This window comes from Methylomonas fluvii (assembly GCF_014850975.1).
Lineage (GTDB): Bacteria > Pseudomonadota > Gammaproteobacteria > Methylococcales > Methylomonadaceae > Methylomonas > Methylomonas fluvii.
In genome coordinates this window covers 1,022,608-1,041,726 of record NZ_JACXST010000001.1, presented here as the reverse complement: position 1 = coordinate 1,041,726, position 19,119 = coordinate 1,022,608, and the positions used below count along the sequence as shown (strand labels likewise).

Annotated in this window: 17 protein-coding genes and 1 pseudogene; 8 read left to right on the top strand and 10 right to left on the bottom strand. The window is 52.3% G+C overall.

Going from position 1 to position 19,119, the window contains the following annotated elements; genetic code table 11:
• The first annotated feature begins 4 nt into the window (after positions 1-4).
• Positions 5-835: an 8-oxoguanine DNA glycosylase gene (locus EBB_RS04920; RefSeq protein WP_229427534.1), complete on the top strand. Its 831-nt coding sequence runs from the start codon at positions 5-7 to the stop codon at positions 833-835.
• On the opposite strand, the gene EBB_RS04915 is transcribed toward EBB_RS04920, so the two are convergent.
• The 9 genes and pseudogenes from EBB_RS04915 to EBB_RS04875 all read right to left on the bottom strand — a co-directional run bounded on the left by EBB_RS04915 (position 770) and on the right by EBB_RS04875 (position 10,747).
• Positions 770-1,465 carry a nitroreductase family protein gene (locus EBB_RS04915; RefSeq protein WP_192392723.1) on the bottom strand — a complete coding sequence of 232 codons (696 nt, stop codon included), beginning with the start codon at positions 1,463-1,465 and terminating at the stop codon, positions 770-772. The two genes, EBB_RS04920 and EBB_RS04915, sit on opposite strands and share 66 nt — an antisense overlap.
• Positions 1,431-2,036: a 7-cyano-7-deazaguanine synthase gene (locus EBB_RS04910; protein WP_192392722.1), complete on the bottom strand. Its 606-nt coding sequence runs from the start codon at positions 2,034-2,036 to the stop codon at positions 1,431-1,433. The genes EBB_RS04915 and EBB_RS04910 overlap by 35 nt, the downstream gene beginning before the upstream one ends.
• The gene (locus tag EBB_RS04905; RefSeq protein ID WP_192392721.1) at positions 2,033-3,268 is read right to left on the bottom strand and encodes a PfkB family carbohydrate kinase; all 1,236 of its coding nucleotides are present in this window, start codon (positions 3,266-3,268) and stop codon (positions 2,033-2,035) included. Before EBB_RS04905 ends, EBB_RS04910 begins: the two co-directional genes overlap by 4 nt.
• Positions 3,269-3,862: 594 nt before the next feature.
• Positions 3,863-4,708, bottom strand: a pseudogene (locus tag EBB_RS04900) (YifB family Mg chelatase-like AAA ATPase); the annotation flags it as partial.
• A 7-nt stretch (positions 4,709-4,715) separates the two neighbouring features.
• Positions 4,716-4,967, bottom strand: a complete 252-nt coding sequence (gene ubiK, locus EBB_RS04895) for a ubiquinone biosynthesis accessory factor UbiK (RefSeq protein WP_033158177.1) — start codon at positions 4,965-4,967, stop codon at positions 4,716-4,718.
• 5 nt (positions 4,968-4,972) lie between these two features.
• A complete protein-coding gene (locus tag EBB_RS04890; RefSeq protein WP_192392720.1) occupies positions 4,973-5,557 on the bottom strand; it encodes a MarR family winged helix-turn-helix transcriptional regulator in 585 nt (194 codons plus the stop codon).
• Between the two features lie 83 nt (positions 5,558-5,640).
• A complete protein-coding gene (locus EBB_RS04885; RefSeq protein WP_192392719.1) occupies positions 5,641-7,215 on the bottom strand; it encodes a hypothetical protein in 1,575 nt (524 codons plus the stop codon).
• Positions 7,216-7,226: 11 nt separating this feature from the next.
• Positions 7,227-8,966 carry an alpha/beta hydrolase family protein gene (locus tag EBB_RS04880; protein WP_192392718.1) on the bottom strand — a complete coding sequence of 580 codons (1,740 nt, stop codon included), beginning with the start codon at positions 8,964-8,966 and terminating at the stop codon, positions 7,227-7,229.
• Positions 8,967-8,989: 23 nt separating this feature from the next.
• Positions 8,990-10,747: a GMC oxidoreductase gene (locus EBB_RS04875; RefSeq protein WP_223146798.1), complete on the bottom strand. Its 1,758-nt coding sequence runs from the start codon at positions 10,745-10,747 to the stop codon at positions 8,990-8,992.
• Positions 10,748-11,038: 291 nt separating this feature from the next.
• Between EBB_RS04875 and EBB_RS04870 the strand changes: the two genes are divergently transcribed.
• The 3 genes from EBB_RS04870 to EBB_RS04860 all read left to right on the top strand — a co-directional run bounded on the left by EBB_RS04870 (position 11,039) and on the right by EBB_RS04860 (position 14,478).
• Complete coding sequence (locus EBB_RS04870) at positions 11,039-12,268, top strand: NADP-dependent isocitrate dehydrogenase (protein WP_192392717.1); 1,230 nt, start codon at positions 11,039-11,041, stop codon at positions 12,266-12,268.
• A 138-nt stretch (positions 12,269-12,406) separates the two neighbouring features.
• Positions 12,407-13,066: a response regulator gene (locus EBB_RS04865; protein WP_033158182.1), complete on the top strand. Its 660-nt coding sequence runs from the start codon at positions 12,407-12,409 to the stop codon at positions 13,064-13,066.
• Positions 13,066-14,478, top strand: coding sequence for an ATP-binding protein (locus EBB_RS04860; RefSeq protein ID WP_192392716.1), 1,413 nt, complete (start codon positions 13,066-13,068; stop codon positions 14,476-14,478). Before EBB_RS04865 ends, EBB_RS04860 begins: the two co-directional genes overlap by 1 nt.
• Before the next feature lie 156 nt (positions 14,479-14,634).
• Here EBB_RS04860 and EBB_RS04855 read toward each other — a convergent pair whose 3' ends face one another.
• The gene (locus tag EBB_RS04855) at positions 14,635-15,231 is read right to left on the bottom strand and encodes a CHRD domain-containing protein (protein WP_192392715.1); all 597 of its coding nucleotides are present in this window, start codon (positions 15,229-15,231) and stop codon (positions 14,635-14,637) included.
• A gap of 356 nt (positions 15,232-15,587) precedes the next feature.
• Between EBB_RS04855 and EBB_RS04850 the strand changes: the two genes are divergently transcribed.
• The 4 genes from EBB_RS04850 to EBB_RS04835 all read left to right on the top strand — a co-directional run bounded on the left by EBB_RS04850 (position 15,588) and on the right by EBB_RS04835 (position 19,026).
• A complete protein-coding gene (locus tag EBB_RS04850; RefSeq protein ID WP_225587242.1) occupies positions 15,588-16,808 on the top strand; it encodes a sialidase family protein in 1,221 nt (406 codons plus the stop codon).
• A gap of 23 nt (positions 16,809-16,831) precedes the next feature.
• Positions 16,832-17,209 (top strand): copper resistance CopC family protein, encoded by a 378-nt coding sequence (locus tag EBB_RS04845; protein ID WP_192392714.1) that lies wholly within the window; start codon positions 16,832-16,834, stop codon positions 17,207-17,209.
• A gap of 69 nt (positions 17,210-17,278) precedes the next feature.
• On the top strand, positions 17,279-17,905 hold the full coding sequence (locus EBB_RS04840) for a hypothetical protein (protein ID WP_225587241.1): 627 nt from the start codon (positions 17,279-17,281) through the stop codon (positions 17,903-17,905).
• Positions 17,906-17,922: 17 nt separating this feature from the next.
• Positions 17,923-19,026: a HupE/UreJ family protein gene (locus EBB_RS04835; protein WP_225587240.1), complete on the top strand. Its 1,104-nt coding sequence runs from the start codon at positions 17,923-17,925 to the stop codon at positions 19,024-19,026.
• Positions 19,027-19,119: the final 93 nt, after the last annotated feature.

Sequence of the window (19,119 nt, the reverse complement as noted above, 5' to 3'; positions counted from 1 at the left end):
CGTAGTGCAAATCGAACTGCCATCTTCAGACACCTTTGTGCTACCTGGAATTCCTTGGGGACCAATTGAAGCGTTTCCTACTCCAGCATATTGGACTTACCAAGTCATGGCACGCCGTATCACAGGAATATCCCCACGGCACCGACTAGGAAGTACACTTGCCGAGGAGGTCGGCGCGTGTCTTCTAGGCGGCCATGGAATTCCGGCTAATGTCGGTCTTGCCGCATTTCGAAGACTCCAAACACTTGGTATGCTGGCTAATACTCCAACCGAATCAGAGATATTTGATGTACTTTCCCACCCGCTTGAAATCGATGGTCGTCAGATTCGATACCGCTTTGCAAAACAAAAAGCACATTATTTGAGTAAAGCATTATTGCGGCTGTCTACAGAAACTCCACCATTAAACAGTGGAAAGACATTACGCCAATGGCTCATCCAATTGCCTGGTATTGGACTCAAAACGGCGTCGTGGGTCGCACGTAACTGGCTAAACGCGGATGATGTCGCAATTCTGGATATTCACGTACTGCGTGCGGGTGCACTGGCGAAGTTCTTTGATGAAAACCTAACGGTAGAGAAGAACTATTTAGAACTAGAGGAACAATTTATACGTTTTGCTCAGGCTATCGGAGCCCGCCCTTCTGAGCTAGATGCAATTATCTGGTTTGAAATGATGTCCTCCCCTAGGACCGTTACTCAGTTGATGGGAGGGAGTTTAGCCGGAGTTCGTCCCCGCTCGTCGTCTAATGTTCTTGTGACTAATTCATCAAGAGGACGGAGTCGCTCCAACAAAGGCACAGCCGACACCAAACAAACCCGGTTGTTCGAGTAACTGGCTTACCCAAGGCTCGCCAGTTACTCCCAATGGACAAAAACTGAGATCAAGGGCTTCTGCAGCGATAGCTAATATCCCAAGTATCACGCCGGCATCCCTCCATACTAGGCTTGCAGAGGCCTCATATTTTGCTGCTGTCATCTCTGGTTCCGCAGCAAGGATGAACAATGTCGCCGATGGTGCAGCAACTATGGTTTGCATAGAACTCCTCACTATCGTTGCATCCAGTTTACTGGGCGTTTCGTGTAATGCATGTTCCTTAGGATCGTAACGGTACCAGCAGTTTTCTTGGGGTAGCAGCACAAGAAGGTGGACGGGATGAATCGCGCCGCCCGATGGGCTTGGGCGGCGTGACAAAGGAAACCCTAAGTGGTCACTACCTAATTCTTGAGTATGGCAGCACACCCAAAGTAAAGAGCCAAGTGCTTCCATACTCAAATTAGAAAACTGGCGTCGCGTGCGACGACGAAGCAGTATATTGATTACAGATTCCTGTCTTTCCTCGGCAGTAATTGTCAGGGGTAATTGAATTACGTTTCTCTTAGGCCAACTTATAGGTGTATAGCAATTAGGCACCAGACGGGGGAAAGGATTACCCAAGTCTATCCATTCCGCCATTGAGCTCATAAAGCACCTCAAAATACTTATTACATCCTCGACAGTTTGCGCACGCAACGTTTGCTTTATGACAACTGTGTGCCCAACTTAGAATATTTTTAGGGACGCCTGCGTGTCGAATCAGTTCAGGAGTCGTCATATCGATAGCAGGAGCACTAACTGTCATGCCTCCTTCTTGGAGAGACAGTAAGGCGCTCATGCTTTCCAAAAATTGGATAGTGCCGTCTTGATGGGACTTATCGGATTTTACGGAGCCAATCCAAAGCGACTTGACACCCAAGGGTAAGGCCTTCATGGCGGCAAAGGTTAGCAACATTTGATTTCGATAGGGCCACCAATCGCTGGCAGGGGCATATCCATCTGGAGGTGTACCAGCCATATCTCCCGAGCCCAGAGACCTGCAATCGATACGGATGACATGATGCTCGATGCCCAATTTCTCACAGATAACCTTTGATGCAGTTATCTCTGCTTCGGCCGCGAGCTGCCCATAATCAATAGTAAAACAGTGGTCAGGGTGTTTCCACCATGCAATAGCCAGTGAATCCATTCCACCAGATAATAATAAAGCAGTCCTCATAGACTACACGCAGTCCAAATTGCATGATAGATAGCGCTAACATAGTCATCGCACATAAGGCATGACGAACCTTGCATCATTTTTTTGTTTTCCTGGGACTCGTTTTCACAATAAACGATCACAGGTTTAACTTTGGCTCTAGCGTAGCCAATCTCATAAATTGTGCCTGAGTCCATGCCGTCGCCAATGGCAAAAATGATGTCTGCTCTCTCGATGCCCGCTAAGTCAAACATCACTACGTCCCCAGCACTACCGCAACCCACATCGTGATACGGTGAGAATACCTCAAGCCCCATATCCGTTAAGTCTTTCCGTGCTTGCTCAACGATCCAGAGCTGAGCTAAAGTAAAGAAAGGGCCTGCCAAATAGACAACCGGACGGCGCCCATTTCGAAATGCCTCAGAGGGAACAATTGCTTCTGGTGTGAATGATTCGAATATTTCTGGTATGGCAAAACCTCTGCTTTGGCAATAGTATGCCGTTGCTCGTGAGGCAAGGTCCGCACTTTCGGCGGCCGATTTCCCTTCCTCCATCCATCGCAATGCAAAATGTGCAGCAAAGTTATCCCCGGATCCTATTTTCCATACGGAGCGTGACCGATAGGCTGGAACTAGATCAGTTGACTTACCATCATGAACCAAAGCACCCAGTGGACCGCATTTAATGACTACAACTTGAGCATGGCCATCAAGAACCAATGACTTGGCAATTAAGTCAACTGATTTACTTTCCCCACCGCTTAACAGCTGGGCCTCGCGACGATTAAGAATCAGAGCAAGTTCGTTTGCTGTAGATCCGTTTTGATGAAATGCCTCAGGCTTTGCTGGGCTCTGCGGGTCGTACACAACTCTCTTACCATGAACAGATGCGCTGCCTTCCAGCATGCCGAAGCGTAAAACCTGTTCGGCCTGTAAGCGTAGCGAAGATTGACTACCATCAGAACTATAGATGCGTGGAGTGGCTAAGCCGTGGTCGTAATCAAAAAGTATAGACTTTTGAATGCTTTCCCCTGAGAACTTAAATCCTTCAATGGCTGCTCGAGAAATTAATACAGGCTCTGTTATTGAATCGTAATAGGTGTGTAGCTCAACAAATACGCCCATTGCCGCCATGGCGGATGCTGCTCTTCCTGCTGAACCGTACACCTCTTGCCAAGCTGGTCGCATGCAGCGCTCAAGATACACCCCGCCGACGACTGCTATAGGGTAAGTATTATTTGTTGTTGAATTCATTGAGGACTAACACGCACGCGAATCTGACCGTCGTTCTTATCGGTGACTCGAGCAACGTACCGAGTGCCACCTGCCAAACATTCAAGCAACCGTCGTATTTTCGGGGATGCCAATCCACCTGCAACTTTACCCTTATGTAGCGCAACGACTACTGTGGTAGTTCCAATTGGCTGTGCCGAAATTTCCAGCTGATCGCCAACTGAGATATCCGAAATAACGTCAGGTTTGGGGGAACTAAGTTGTGTGTCAATTACTAATGCTTCACAACTCTCTTCGCTTTCCCAAAAGCCGCTTCCAACACCGCTACTTCCATTTGATCCTGACATTTATTGCCCTCTTTATCGGTTAAAAATCGTAAATAATTGGTATATCTGGATTTATGTTTTGGTGGTACAGGCTGCTTTTTGGATTTGCGTATGTTGTAGGCAAGAGTAAGTGACCTTAGAAGCTATTAGTTGAATGCCAATTTCACACCCACACGTACTCAGTCGCAAAAAGCGCTCATAATATTAAGGCAATAATGGCGAAATTACCATAGTCGCATTTATCAGTCCTCAAATATCGGTCAGTCGCAAAATACGTTCTGGTTTACACGCCGCCAACCAAAGCCGCAGCTGATGCGGTGTGATGCGGCGCTCTGTACGGTGGCTGCCGCCAGCGGCTGACGTTCAAGCCATGGTCGCTGATCGAGGCCAGCGCGGCGGTTTCCTGGGCTTGCTGTTCGCTGAGTTCCGGCAAAATAGTCGGCAAGCGTGCCGCCAGCATGGACTTGCCGGTGCCGGGAGGCCCAAGCATCAATAAATTGTGTTTCCCGGCGGCGGCGATTTCCATCGCCCGCTTGACGTGAAATTGGCCATGCACGTCGGCAAAATCGACCGTGTGAACTGCTTGCTCGAAGCTGAGATTAATGTCGGGTGGCGCGATGGCTTGCCGGCCCGCCAAATGGGCGCAGACTTCCAGCAGCGTTCTGGCCGGCAGCAGTTGCGCATCCTTGATTAACGACGCCTCCGCCGCGCAACCAGCAGGCAGAATCAGTTGCCTAAAAGCATTGCGGCAATGAATCGCTACCGGCAACGCGCCGGGAATAGGCCGCAACTCCCCGCCTAGCGACAGCTCGCCTATGCATTCGTATTCGTGCAGTGCGTCTTTGGGGATTTGCCCGGAAGCGGCCAGGATGCCCAAGGCAATCGCCAAATCAAAGCGCCCACCTTCTTTGGGTAAATCGGCGGGTGCCAGGTTGATAGTGATGCGCTGGAACGGAAATTCGAAGTGCGAGTTGATGATCGCCCCGCGTACCCTATCCTTGCTTTCTTTCACCGCCGTCTCGGGCAAGCCGACTATGTTTAGAGCCGGCAAGCCGCTACTGACATGCACTTCCACCGTCACCTGCGGGGCGTCTATACCGGAGCGGCCCCGGCTGTAAACGACGGCCAGCGACATGGCTTTTTTAAGCTTGCGGAATCCGTTGTTCCAGTTCGGCGACGCGTTTTTCCAGTTCTTCCAAACGGGCGCGGGTTTTCGCCAATACGGCTTTTTGCACTTCAAATTCTTCGCGGCTAACCAGATCCAATTTGGATAACCCGCTTTGCAGCAAGGCGTGGACATTTTTTTCGACGTCGTCTTTCAAGTTGGTCAATCCGGGCGGAATGGCGCCGGCGATACGCTCGGCAAGGTTGTCTATGGCTTTGGGATCAAACATGGTAGCTACTCTTGGTCTATGAATGAATTGGGAATTGGTAAATGGTCACGACATATTTTATCAGTATCCTCGCGATCCAAGGGTTGTTCGGTTAATCCGCATTGATAGTGATGCTGTTCCACCGAAAAATAATGGCAGGAACGGCACAAACCAAAACTCTTCGAGTCATTCACTTTTTGCAGCACGCCCAGCGTAGTTTGCAGCGCCTGGCCTATGGTATCGAACTCCTGGCGGCTGACTTTGGATTCGGCCTGCTTAAAAACATCCAGTGGCTTTAACTCGTCGATCAACTGTTTGCCGGCCTCTGTCAGGCTCAGATGTACCACCCGTCCGTCCAAAATGGATGTGGTCTTATCCAAATAGCGCTTGCGCTCCAAAATCTGAATAGTCTGGGATACCGTGCCTTTGGTTAAGCCCAGATACTCGGCCACCGCAGCATGGGTATTGCTGTATTTATTGCACTTGGCCAGATACTCCAGCACCTGGCCATGTACCGGTTGCAAACCGATTGCTGCGTATTTTTTGCGCTCTTCCGAACGTAACAAGGCGCTGATCCGCTCGATCAGCTTGAATGTGTCTAGTTCATGCATTGGACCGATTCTAACACAGGCCGGCCAATTCCAAGCGTGGCGGCTGCCGGACGCAACTATCCGGCCACCGTCGCCAAAAAACGCTACAGTCGATCCATGTTGTCGCTCCAGGACAAATTATCGTTCACGAAAAAACGATAGCCCGGTTGTTGGCCCGTAACCTTGTTCAGCACATACAGACTGCGGCCGACGCCGCGGCGGCGGTAGCCTTTTTTCTCTTTGCCTACCAACTGGTCGCGCCAAGTGCCGAAGTTGATGTAGGTAAAGTTTCGGCTTGGTGCGCCGTCCTCGGTGTGCTTGATATCCGCTTCGGTTTGCAGCGGGATATGGGTATGGCCTTCGCCGTGCAGCCGAAATCCTTGTTGCAGGAATAAATCCTGAAATGTCGGAAACACCTGCAAATTTTTGAAACTGGCGCCGTCTTCTCGATACACCGAACTGGGTCCGAGCAAGTCAAGCAGTGTTTGTACTTGGTCATAAAGCCATAACACACCGCGGACCAAGTGCAATTGCACCCGGAACATATGCAATGGACCGGTGACCATCAGCCACACCCTGGCGACGCGAAACGCCAAGCGCCGCCAAGCTGGAGAACTGCTCAGCGTGTAATCCCAGCTCAACCACAGACACAGGGTTTCGTATAACTCATTCTCGATAATGTCCCGCAGCTCGTCGCCGGTTTTTTTGTCACGGGTTTCTTGCAGAATCCGGGCAATTGCCGCCGAGGTGGGCCGGTACAAATCCAATTCGTCCAGAATGCGTTTGATACGGCTGACATTGGCTTGATCCGGGTCCTGATCGTTCAGCTTGAGTTTGCAACGGTAGATAAACGTGGACAGCGCACCGGCCGCGACCGTATCGCCGAAACAGGCCTCAATGAACGGCGCGTAATGGAGTTGCTGCCAAACCTTAGCTCGCCAACCGTCGCCGGTACTCCAGCCCGGTAAATTGTTGCCCGGCGTAAATGCCAAGCTGTTTTCCCGATCCCGCCATTGGCCGTGAGTAATAAATACCCGCAACTCGGCATCTCCCCAATAAAACGGCAGCCACGGTACGCTGCTTTGGTCGGAAAAATGTTGTTCGTCATCGAAATACATCTTGCCGACCCACTGCCGATACTCGGCTGACAAATTGGCCAACTTTGGCCCCAAGCACTCGTCGTAATACATCCGCAGGGTGACCGGATCGGTGAAAATTTCCTTATCGTGATTGCCCAGCAGAGTAATCACTTCCAGCCGGGTATTTTTCAGATCGTCGGGAAGCCGTTTTAGATGATTGAAAAAACCGTCCGCGTTGGTGGCGTGCAAGCTGACGATCTCGGCCATGATTTTACGCAGGCACACGGCAAATTCAGGTTTGTCGCGCTCCCACGGATAGACACCGTGCTTGGCCCAGACCGCGCTTCGAATCATATCCACCACGTCGCCGTCTAGGATCAGCGTCAATTCGTCGACTTGCTGAGTTTTGCAGGTACTGGCGATGTCGGCGAAGAATTCGGCCCAGACAATTTCCTCGCTGCTTTGATTGCCGACCGTGTTATCGGTGAAATGCAGATCGCTGATGCTGATGCACAGCCGGTTCAGCCCGGCCGTTGGTCGGGTTCTGGTCGGTTGCAGCGTATCCAGCGTTAGTTGTAAATCTTCTTGGGTACTTGTCATAGCTGCATTCCTCAATTGCGATGTTTATTCAGGAATTCCACGAAGCGTGGGAATATGTCTTGCGCGGCATTTTTGCCCATGATCACATCGGCGTGGCCGTAATCCGGAATCACTGCCAGTTCGTGGCGGCCCGGCACGATCTGTTCCAGACGTTGGTGGCAAACGATATTGGAGTTGCGGAACAAGGCGTTGTCTTGGCCGGCGACGAACAGACACGGCGTGTCGATCTCGGCGGCATGCTGGAAATAATTGTCCGGCAAGCTGCGGTAGCGAGGTTCGTTGGGCTGATATTTCACGGCGGTATTGTTGGCATTGACCATTTTCAACACATGCCGGTAGTAATTGACGCTGCAACCGCCGAACAAGTCGCCACAGCGGCGATGTGTCACATCGTGCAGGTTTTCGTGTTTGTACAACACCGGAAAGCCCCAGCCCCACATGAAACTGAGCATATGGCACTCCGGCGAGTCGCATTCCTTATGAAACGCCGAAATCGCAGTCGCCAGCAATTTACCCGCGCCCCAACCCGGTTCGCGACGCCAATAAGGGTTCAAATAATCCACGCCCAAAATATAATCGGCGGCCAACGGCCCCAGATACAGTTTGATCTTGGCCGGCAGCGGCACGCAAGGCGTCAACGCCACACCGTTGGCGATCAAGCTGCGCACGCCGGTCACTGCTTTGCCGAACAGACCCATGGTAAACGCCAACGCCCCAAAGCAGTGACTGATGACATGAATGCGAGCGGAAGGACCGACCGCAGCGCGCACGGTGGCGATGGCCGCCGGCATGTCATAGAGCGCCAGATCGTCGACGTTGAAGTTGTGCCGATGCAGGTTATAGGAATAGCGGTTGCTGATCCGACCGTCCAAAGTCCAGACATCGCTAAAACCGTGGTCCAGCAAATAGCTGGTCAGGTTGTAATGTTCCGGCATGATGAACATATCGCTGGCGGCGGTCAGACCCGGCACCAAGACCACGACATCGTCGTTCACCGCGCGCTTGAAGCGCAATAAACTCAGACCCAGCCGATCAGCGGTGGTGAATGGATGTGTGCTGACTTCCGCATCCTTGACCCCTTCCAGGGTATACAGCGGAATTTCCCGTTCGAAGCCGCCCATCTTTGGCAACATGGATGGTTTGTAGACCTCCCACAACGCACCCAAAAAGAAGCCGCCGAAGCGCTCCACCGCGTGCAGGCGGTCTTTCAGCGTTTCGCCGCTGGCGCGGATTGTGGTCAGTTGTTTGGCAAAATCCATGATTTCGATATACAGCAAGCCGGTGGCGTAAACCTTGGCTTTGGCTTCCTTGTGGGCTTCCACATGGCCCTTGAACAAATTGGTGAACAAGGTGGTAGTGTCGGCCCATAAGTCCGGGCCGACGTTGTTTTGAATTTGCTTGCGGCCGCTCAAGGTCATGGCCTGACCATTAGCATCGGTAAAAAACAGCCGGTAGAGCATTTGTTTGCGGTCCGCATCGGCGCTATCGACGAACAGATTGAACACGCCTTTGTCCACCGTGCGCCGGCCGCCGATCAAATCGCCTTCCACATAGCCGATGGCCGCCGATTGATGCGCTTCGGACTCCAGAAAGGTATCAAGATCGTCGCTCTGGATGGTCAGATGAAACATGAAGTAATGGTTATCGGCCTTGCCTTGCTGATAGCCGTCTTCGAACGCGGTTTGGCCCAGGCTCAGATAGCCTTTCATTTCTTCGGTAAATTCGAATGAGGTTTTGTTGGTAGTTGTCATGTCAATATTCCTGTGAATTAGGTTTACACGCCCAGGCTGGCATCGGGCTTGATGCCGGTGATGCCTTCGGCTATCCATTCCGCGGTCGCGGAAATGGTGGCCACCGGATTGGCGCCGACTGCGCTCGGCAAGATCGAGCCGTCCACCACATACAAGCCTTGGTAACCGAAGGCTTGGCCACGCTGCTCGGGATGGCCGCTGACCACGCCTTTGTCCGGCGAGTCGGCCAGGATGCAGCCGCCTAAAGGATGCACGGTCACGTTATGACGGATTGGTAAGTCCCAAGTCGGCAGCGGGAAAAACCAATTGGATTTGACAAATTTTTTGAAGCGCTCGCCGGCCGCAAGGATGGCTTGATACAAGCTCATGCTGGTCTCTTGCGGCCAGTCCAGATCGATACGGTCTGCCTGGTTGAGTGTCAGCGTGCCGTCGCCGTGATCCAGACCCATGCACAACATCACCACGGATTTTGAAGACAAATCGTCCTTTAAAATTTCATGTAAGGAAAAACCCAGCGAACCGTTCCACACACCGTTGCTGAGATATTTTTTCAGCCATTCGACCAACGCTTTCAATGCGCGGACCAGCTTGCGTAAGGTGCTGGTTGGGAATACGCCTTCGATATACCAGGCCAGCCAAGCCGGATAAGAGGCATCTTCCAATACAAAGGCCTGCTGCCTGTTAAAGCGGTCAAACAAGTTGTAATCGGTGTATTGCGTGATCACCGGCCCGTAATTGGGATCGGCGTCTTTTTTGCCTTCGATGGCAAACGATAAAAAGTCGCCGTTACCGGAGAACCAACGCCCCAATTGTGCGCTGAGTTTGGGCAGACTGCGATGCACATCGCGGCAGCGCAGCAAAAGCTCGTTGCTGCCGAAGGTACCCGCCGACACCACGACGCGGCGGGTTTTCAAGCTTTCCAGTTTTCCTGAAGCAAAATTTTGAAATTCCAGGCGATAACCGAATTCGCCGCTGGCGGCGGTATCGTCATCGCCCTGTGCATTGAGCGGAATAATTTTTTCAGCTTGGCAATCGGTAAACACTTGGCCGCCATGCCGATGCTGGCCGGCGTGAATGTAATTCAGATCGAGGGTATTTTTGGAATGGGTGTTGCAGCCGATGTCGCATTCGCCGCAGTAGGTGCAAGAGGTTTGCGTGGCGCCGTAACGGTTTTTCTCCTGCAAACCGATGGGGATGGGTGCGTCCGAACCTTGGTAGTTGTAGTCGTTACCAAAGAACACGCAGATGTCGGCCAGTTTGCTGGTGCGATTATCGTGGGCGGCAAATTCTTGAAACAGTTCGGTGCGGACGATTTTTCTGCGGTCGTCAGTTTGCCAGGATGGCACCGGGCGAGCGCCCAAGACTTGTTTGGCAATTTGATAATAAGGAGCGAGAGTGGTTTTATCCAAGCCGGTCGGCCAGCCCTGCTCAAAAACCTGTTCGGGCGGTTCGAGGAAAACGTTGGCGTAAATCAGCGAGCCACCGCCCAGGCCCGCCGAAATCACTGCATCCATTTTTTTGTAATTGCGGACGTCAAACAGGCCGCGCAGATTTTTGTTTTGAATGTGGCGTGGCCGGTCAATCGCCTCGCCTTCCACGCTCCAAAAACTGTCGGAAATTTGTTTGGGTGAACGGGCGAAAGAGCCCATCGGGTAATGCCTGCCACGTTCCACCAGCAAGACTTTGGAACCCCACTTCTGCGCGAGCCGGCAAAAGCTGATGGAACCGCCGAAACCGCTACCGATGACTATCGCTTCGTAATCGAAGATCTGACCAGTCATTTACACCTCCTCAAGAATGATTTTTTATTATTATTGGCTCATTGCCCTGCTATCGGATGTTGAAGAAAAACGGTGTTGCTGGGGAAAGCCTGTTGCTAAAACCCTGTACAGAACAATGTCTTACGGCAGCATGCGTAGACGCTGCCTGGGCAGTATAGCCTAGTTTTTGCCGTGATTCGATTAATGCGCGACGCGCTGCAGACAGAGCCGAGCAAGCCGTTAAACATTCCTTGCTTCAAGGGTAGGCAGGCTATACTGAAGGCCATTTTTAGCGAAAGGTGAGGAGCCGTTATGAAGAAAATATCCGTCAAAAATCCGGTGGTGGAGATCGACGGCGATGAAATGACCCGCATCATCTGGCATTTCATTAAAGACAAATTGATTCTGCCTTACCTGGATCTGCCAATCGATTATTACGACTTAGGCATAGAGCAGCGCGATGCCACCGACGACCAAATCACCATTGACGCGGCTCACGCCATCCAAAAGCACGGTGTTGGCATCAAATGCGCCACCATCACCCCCGACGAAGCACGGGTGGCAGAATTTGGCCTGAAAAAAATGTACAAATCGCCGAACGGCACGATTCGTAACATCCTGGATGGCACCGTGTTTCGCGAGCCCATCATCTGCAAAAACGTGCCGCGTCTGGTGCCGAACTGGACCCAGCCGATCTGCATCGGCCGGCATGCGTTCGGCGACCAATACCGCGCCACCGATTTCGTCACCAAAGGCAAGGGGAAATTAAAAATCAGCTTTACCCCGGACGACGGTGGCGCGGAACAATCTTTCGAGGTGTATCACTTCGGCGGTGATGGTGTGGCTCTAGCGATGTACAACACCGATGAATCCATCGCCGGTTTCGCGCGTAGTTGTTTCAACGTGGCACTGGATAGAAGCTGGCCTTTGTATCTGTCTACCAAAAACACCATCCTGAAAAAATACGATGGCCGCTTCAAAGACATCTTCGAAGACATCTACCAAGCCGAATACAAAGCCTTATACGAAGCCAAAGGCATTGTCTACGAACATAAACTGATCGACGACATGGTGGCTTCAGCCTTGAAATGGAACGGCGCCTTCGTTTGGGCCTGCAAAAACTACGACGGCGATGTGCAATCCGACACGGTGGCGCAAGGCTTCGGTTCACTGGGATTGATGACCTCCACGCTGGTGACGCCGGACGGCAAGATCATGGAAGCCGAAGCGGCGCATGGCACCGTCACCCGCCATTACCGGATGCACCAGCAAGGCAAAAAGACCTCCACCAATCCGATTGCCTCGATCTTTGCCTGGACGCGCGGCCTGGCGTTTCGCGGCAAGCTGGACGGCAACGCCGAATTGATTACTTTTTGCGAAACCCTGGAAAAAGTCTGTGTCGATACCGTCGAAGCCGGGCAAATGACCAAGGATTTGGCCTTGTGCATCTACGGCGACGATTTGACCGACTCGCATTTTTTGCCGACCGAGGATTTTCTGGAAGCTTTGCGAGCCAATCTGGAACGAAGCCTTTCGGCGTAATGAGGCTTGCGCCGTTCGCTGGGTTTTAGTTGCAATCCCAGCGAACTTTTAAGTTGCTTACTCGCTCACAGAACACTGAGAAATCATTGCTACAATCCAGGCTAAGTTAATTACTCAGCCCATAGGTACACAAACATCATGCGCTTATTATTGGTAGAAGATGACGCCATCCTCGGTGATGGCTTGAAAGCCGGCTTGACGCTGGAAGGTTATGCGGTGGATTGGTTAATCGACGGCGCGCAGGCCGACGAAGCGCTGAAACTGAACCACTATGATCTGGTGGTGTTGGACTTGAACTTGCCGCGCATGGACGGGATGAGCGTGTTGAAAAACCTGCGCCGCCGCAAGGACAGCACCCCGGTTTTGGTCTTAACCGCGCGTGAAGGCGTCGCCGAGCGGGTGGCCGGTCTGGACAATGGCGCCGACGACTTTGTCACCAAACCTTTCGACCTAGCGGAAATTTGCGCCCGCTTGCGCGCACTGGCCCGCCGCCACGATGGTCATAGCCTGCCAGTGATCGAACATAAAGGCGTTACCATCGATCCGGCCGCACACCAAGTGTATTTCAATGGCAAACCGGTTGATCTGGCACAAAAAGAATTTGAAGTGCTTAGTTACCTAATGGGGCATATCGGCCAGGTTATTTCCCGGGCTCGTCTGGAAGAGTCGCTCTACGCCTGGGGTTCGGAAGTCGAAAGCAATGCGGTGGAAGTACATATTCACCACCTGCGTAAAAAACTGGATAGCAATCTGATTCGCACCATACGCGGCGTCGGTTACATCATCGACGAGAACTAATGGCCAAACATTTTCGTCTGGCGCCGCGCTCCCTAAAAAAGCAGCTGCTGCTGTCGCTCCTAACCTCGCTGTTGTTGGTTTGGGGCGTTACCGCCTACTTCAGTTACAAACAAACCCGCGACGAAGTCACCGAACTATTCAACGCTGAATTAGCTCAGTCGGCACGGGTAGTGCACGCCTTTGTCGAGAACATGGTTCGGCAACGAGCACTGACCAAACTCTGGGAGCGTGACAAAACTCCTGAGCTGTTCGACACGCCCATCCTCGGCCACAAGTACGAACGCAAAATTGCCTTTCAATTACGCTCCGTAAAAGAGGGTCTGGTGTTGCGCTCGGAAAGCGCGCCGGAATTCGCCTTATCCTTGACTCGAAACGGCTACAGCGAAACCATGCTGGATGGCCAGCTTTGGCACGTATTTAGTCTGAGTACCGAAAACGGCAATTATGTAATTCATGTCGGTCAGCGCGACGATATTCGCCGGGAATTGGTGGAAGGCATCGCTGGCCAGCAAGTAATCGGTTTTTTGATCGCATTACCTATATTGGGCATGATGATTTGGTGGATCGTCAGCCGCACCTTGTCGCCGGTCAATCAGGTCAAAGAGCAACTGGCCAGCCGGGCCGCCGGCTTTCTGCAACCGCTGTCGGTGGAAAATTTGCCGGACGAAGTGTTGCCGGTGGTCACACAAATCAACAGTTTGTTTGCGATGCTGGAACAGGCTTTTGCTAATGAGCGCAATTTTACGTCCGACGCTTCCCACGAACTGCGCACGCCATTGGCCGGTCTGTTGACGCAAATTCAAGTGGCGCAAAAAACCACCGATACGCTGATGCGCGATCAGGCCTTGCAAAAAGCCCAGCAAGCGGTGTCGCGAATGACGCACACCGTACAGCAATTGCTGACTTTGTCGCGGGTTCAGCACCAACAGGCCAGGATTGCCAAGCAGTCTGTTGATGTTAACGAGGCCTTGATAGACGTGATTTCCGATCTGGATCACGCCGCCCGCGACAAGCGTATCGATATTGAATTGCAAGGAGAGCCGGCTCTGATGATCGTCGCCAATCCACAGTTATTTCAAGTATTGATCCGCAACTTGATCGATAACGCCATTAAATATTCACCGATTGAAGGGCATATCAAAGTAGCTTGTCGCCGCGAAAACAACCGCTTGCAGCTGACAGTGGACGACAGCGGCCCCGGTGTTGCCGACGACGATTACCAGCGCATCACGCAGCGCTTTTACCGTTGCTTAGAAACCGCCAATAGCGTTGAAGGCAGCGGCTTGGGTTTGTCCATCGTGCAGCGCATTGTGGCTTTACATGCGGCGGATATTGATTTTGCCAAGTCGGAGCTAGGTGGTTTGCAAGCGCAGTTACACATGGATTTGGCGGGTTCTGCGCCAGTGAAATAGGGGAAAATTTATCCGAATCAACTGCCGTCCAAGTCTATGCTTGTAGCAAGATGAATACAGTTTTGAATAGCCGGCAGGTTATCCGGCAGTCTCGTAGGTCGGGTTAGCTCGATAGAGCGTAACCCGACATTTCAACTAATGCTAAATCGGTTGCTTTTAAACTTGCCTACGACGGTGGCTTAACGAGAACACACCGACTACGCTGCCAAATAACCAAATTGCAGCCGGGACTGGTACGGCTGCTGGTTGCAAGAAGCCGCGAATCTCGCCGCCGGGAAATAAGTTTGTATGAATGTTAAGGTAGGCTTTGCCCGCATCCGCGCCAGCCAGTAGAGCATTTAGGGCACTGCTGACGGTACCGCCGTTATTGGTGATGAATGTCGCGTTATAGCTGCTTGCGAGGCTGAGATCGAAGGTATGGTCGTAGCTGCCGGATGTTACACCCAAAGGAAATCCAACAAAGCTTGGCGTTTGACTAGCGACCCCGGCAGTCGCTGCGCCCGCAACGGAAGTGCAGCAATGAATGTGAGCGGCTGCGGTATTGCCTTGCAAGCCGCTGAATGAAAAATTAACCCGCATGGTGACTAAGTCCAGATCGAAAGTGACTGTACCGCTACCAAGACCTGGCGAGCTATTGGTGGGCGCTTCATTTGGCCCGGATAGAACAACGGCATAACTAAGTTCGTGTGCTGCCACGCCAATACTGGTTAAACTTGCCGATAGTAACGCTAGTAACAACATAATGCTTTTCATGTAAATCTCCCTAAATACCAATGCAAAATTAAAAGATTTTGTGTCAAAAAACGTCTGCCAAATATCTCAGTCCGCTACCTTCCCCCTACAAGGCGATGGGATTGTCACTTGCTTTAATAGATACGGTCAATCATACAATTTTTAAGTTTTTCAATGGCTAGACTTTAAACCAAGTGGGCTGGCAGCAATGCCGGGATAGAACGATTTGTCCTTCAAACGGCGGGCCGAAATTTGATCGACGCAGCTGTTATTCATTGTGCTCCTGCATTGCTCGAAGTTGCCGGTGTTTCCCGGTTCTGATTTGCGCGTCAATATGGTCTAATCATCGCCTTTTTTGTCAGAGAGGCGTCATACCCATGCCGAACTTGAAGGCTATTTACTTGAGCGTTGTCGTGCTCACCAGTTTGGCGTTGTTTGGTTGTGGCGAACAAGAACTTGCGCCTGCGAAGCTGGCTTTGGGGCAGGCGATTCTCAGTCCTATCGACGCCAAAGCGCTAGGCTTACAAAATCTGGTCAGTTTCGATGTGTATGTCGACAGGCAGACCCTGCACGCAACCTTCGTCGCGACACCAACCGGCAGTAAGCAACCTTATATAGGCTATCTGCATTCCGAAGACGGCGGTGTGCATTGGTCGCAGCCCAGCGCTTTGAGTCCGCAATTTAACCAGCCCGTTGAGGCGAAAATCGGCAACGATATACAAATTGCCGCAGCCGGCGACAAATTGCTGATCGTCTGGCAAACTACCGGCGAATTGCCGGGCATGGGGCCGTTATTCACTATTTATTCGAATGATGCCGGCAAAACTTGGCAGCAAGGCGCCAAACCGACCGGCAGCGATGCGGACCAATCGCATCACGAACTATTGGCGGATGCTGAAGGCCGCTTTCATGCGGTGTGGCTGGATGATAGAGACGAGAACGGTTACCAAGGTGTGCGCTATGCGCGCAGCAGCGACAGCGGCAAAAGCTGGGAGATGGCGCAGACTATCGACGATTCCAGTTGCTCGTGCTGTTGGAATCGCCTGGCTGTGGGCGCCGATGGTAAGTTGAATGTACTGTACCGGGATATGAAACCGCGCGATATGGCGCTGGCTCAAACTGCCGATGCCGGCGCCAATTGGCAACGCTTGAGTACGGTAGGTGAGTTCAACTGGATTTTCGACGGCTGCCCGCATAACGGCGGCGGCTTGAGCCTAGCCGGCGACGGTTCCTTGCATAGTTTGGTATGGACCGGCGCGGAAAACCAGGTGGGGCTGTATCATATGCAGTCCGCCGATGGCGGCAAAAACTGGACGCCGTCGCAACGGCTTGGCGAAGCCGGCGCGTTTCATGCGGACATCGCGTTCGGCGCCGGGCGCTTAGTCGCGGTGTGGGATGCGCTAGGGCCGGAAGGCTCTAAAGTGTTTGTCTCGGAATCCGTCGATAATGGCGAACATTGGTCGGCAAGCAAGTTGCTATCATCCGCCAGCGCTTCCGCGACCTTCCCGCGCATCGTCGCCACTCCGACTGGCTTGTTGGCAATGTGGTTAGAGCAATCGGCGGCCGGCAAGCAATGGTCGGCGGCGGTTTTACAATGATTTTTATAATTTAAGAGGTGGTCATGCCCAAGTTAGACATAACAACAATAATAAAACCCGGCTTGTTGGCGATTGCGTTATTTAGCCCGGTTTCGGCATTTGCGCACGCGATTCTGGTGAAATCGCAACCGGCTAAGGACGAAACCGTCACCGAATCGCCCAAGCAAATCGATCTATGGTTTAACGACGCAGTCCGCAGCGAATACAAGGCCCTGGCCGTCATCGACAGCACCGGCAAGCGGGTGGATAACCACGATGTCGCGCAAAGCCTGACCAATGGCGCCAATATCTACGCCACCGTGCCAACACTGGCGCCGGGCACCTACACTATTCGCTACCGCGTGGTTTCCGAGGACACTCACATAGTCACCGGTAAATTCGAATTTACCGTCAAACCCTAGTCTGCATTCTTACATCGGTTTATTTCTATGAATATTCAGCGACTTCCCGTCTTTTTTATAGTCGGGCTCATGGCCTGCGTCTTTTTACTCAGCGGTTGCGACAAACTCGGCTTCGGCACAAAACAATCCAATGCACTGGGCAATCGCCCGGACCTGGATTGCATCATCGCCAACGATTTTTACGCGGTGCATTTCAGTGCGTATTTGCAGCCGGATAAGAACGACAAAAATCCCGATCCTAAAGCCGCTTTTGTGCCGTTTTGTCAGAAAATACCCAGAGCCGGCAAGATGTTTTTCACCGCCGATTTGATCGACCGTGATATTCGCGCCACGCCGATTGGCATTAAATTGGTGGAAGTGGAAAAAACCGGCCAGAAGGCCCCGGATGATGTGCGCGAAATCAGCACTGTCGCCGAAATCCCGTCCAAGCTGTATCCGAAAGGCGCGGTAGAAGCGCAAGCCGATGTGGATAAAAATGGCGATTACGTTCTTTATCTGTTGATCGGCGAAGCGATGGAAGACGACGATAAATTCCGCATTGCGCTGGAAGTGGGTGTCGATCCCAACGGTGCCGATCTGCCTCTGGAGGCAATTGGTGGTGTCGTGGCTCTGGTGTTGATGGTGCTGGGATTTTTGGTCTTCCTTCACAAACGTAGAAAAGCCGCGCAAGCCAACGGAAATGGGGAACAACCTTAATGAGCAGCAGATGGAAAATGCATAGGCTGTTCGCCGGTCGATGTCTGCTGCTGGTTTGTTTGCTGTTGCAATCGAGCTGGGCAGCGGCGCACGATCCTGGCCTTAGCTCAATCGATGTGGCAATCAAATCCGAGCAAGTTGTAGCTAAATTGACCTTTGCCCTGCAAGACATCGAAGCCTTTGCGCCGATGGACAGCGACCTGGACGCGGAAGTCAGCGCCGCCGAGCGCGAAGCCGCTAAGCCGGACATCGCCAAAATGCTGGCTGCGCAGTTGCGGGTCAATATTGATGGTGTTGATGTGCAAGCCGTGGCGCCGGGAGCTGTCAATTACGATGAACAGAACAACGCCCATGTCGAATTTATTTTTCAATCCGTACCGCACCAACAATTGCAGGTGCAATCCAAACTCTTAGCCTGGCTGCCGGACGGGCATCAGCAATATGTCACGGTGCGCGACACTGCAGGTAAAACGCTGAGCGAGAAAATGCTGAACAGGGCGGACGACCAGTTGCAATGGGTATTGCCCCCTGCGGATCAATCCGTCGCACAAAACGACTCCCGATTTTCCGCGTTTGCGGATTTTTTGAAGCTGGGCATTGAGCACATCCTTACCGGTTATGACCACCTGTTGTTCCTGTTTGCCTTGCTGGCAGTCACGCACAGCTTCTGGCCGGCGATCAAGATCGTCACCTTCTTTACCATCGCCCACTCCATTACCTTGGCGTGTGCCGGGCTGAACATCATTGAGCTACCCAGCAGTTTCGTCGAACCGGTGATTGCGCTGACCATTATTTATGTGGCGGTGGAAAACATCATTCGCGGCGACCACCCCAAGGGCCGGCAATGGCTAACCTTCGGCTTTGGCTTGATTCACGGCTTTGGCTTTGCCAGTGTGTTGCGGGAAATGAATATTACCAGCAGCGACACCGGCATCTTGCTGCCCTTGCTGTCGTTTAACCTCGGCATAGAAACCGGGCAAATCGCCGTGGCCTCGGTGGTGTTGCCTATCATCTGGTGGCTGAATAACAAGCCGGCATTTGCCGAGAAATTCTTGAAAGGCTGTTCAGCGATGGTGGCCTTGATGGGGGCTTATTGGCTGTTAGAGCGGACGGTTTTGTAAACCACCCTGGCAGGGTTACCGGACATGGGAAAAGGCACCAGCCCAGCCAAGAATAACAGCGTTGGCGATGGCTTTCGCGTTGCTCTCCCGTCC

Excerpts from the sequence above, each read along its gene's own strand:
- EBB_RS04915 (WP_192392723.1), bottom strand. The coding sequence starts at position 1,465 with ATGAGCTCAATGGCGGAATGGATAGACTTGGGTAATCCTTTCCCCCGT.
- EBB_RS04910 (WP_192392722.1), bottom strand. The coding sequence starts at position 2,036 with ATGAGGACTGCTTTATTATTATCTGGTGGAATGGATTCACTGGCTATT.
- EBB_RS04905 (WP_192392721.1), bottom strand. The coding sequence starts at position 3,268 with ATGAATTCAACAACAAATAATACTTACCCTATAGCAGTCGTCGGCGGG.
- ubiK (WP_033158177.1), bottom strand. The coding sequence starts at position 4,967 with ATGTTTGATCCCAAAGCCATAGACAACCTTGCCGAGCGTATCGCCGGC.
- EBB_RS04890 (WP_192392720.1), bottom strand. The coding sequence starts at position 5,557 with ATGCATGAACTAGACACATTCAAGCTGATCGAGCGGATCAGCGCCTTG.
- EBB_RS04885 (WP_192392719.1), bottom strand. The coding sequence starts at position 7,215 with ATGACAAGTACCCAAGAAGATTTACAACTAACGCTGGATACGCTGCAA.
- EBB_RS04880 (WP_192392718.1), bottom strand. The coding sequence starts at position 8,966 with ATGACAACTACCAACAAAACCTCATTCGAATTTACCGAAGAAATGAAA.
- EBB_RS04875 (WP_223146798.1), bottom strand. The coding sequence starts at position 10,747 with ATGACTGGTCAGATCTTCGATTACGAAGCGATAGTCATCGGTAGCGGT.
- EBB_RS04870 (WP_192392717.1), top strand. The coding sequence starts at position 11,039 with ATGAAGAAAATATCCGTCAAAAATCCGGTGGTGGAGATCGACGGCGAT.
- EBB_RS04865 (WP_033158182.1), top strand. The coding sequence starts at position 12,407 with ATGCGCTTATTATTGGTAGAAGATGACGCCATCCTCGGTGATGGCTTG.
- EBB_RS04860 (WP_192392716.1), top strand. The coding sequence starts at position 13,066 with ATGGCCAAACATTTTCGTCTGGCGCCGCGCTCCCTAAAAAAGCAGCTG.
- EBB_RS04855 (WP_192392715.1), bottom strand. The coding sequence starts at position 15,231 with ATGAAAAGCATTATGTTGTTACTAGCGTTACTATCGGCAAGTTTAACC.
- EBB_RS04850 (WP_225587242.1), top strand. The coding sequence starts at position 15,588 with ATGCCGAACTTGAAGGCTATTTACTTGAGCGTTGTCGTGCTCACCAGT.
- EBB_RS04845 (WP_192392714.1), top strand. The coding sequence starts at position 16,832 with ATGCCCAAGTTAGACATAACAACAATAATAAAACCCGGCTTGTTGGCG.
- EBB_RS04840 (WP_225587241.1), top strand. The coding sequence starts at position 17,279 with ATGGCCTGCGTCTTTTTACTCAGCGGTTGCGACAAACTCGGCTTCGGC.
- EBB_RS04835 (WP_225587240.1), top strand. The coding sequence starts at position 17,923 with ATGCATAGGCTGTTCGCCGGTCGATGTCTGCTGCTGGTTTGTTTGCTG.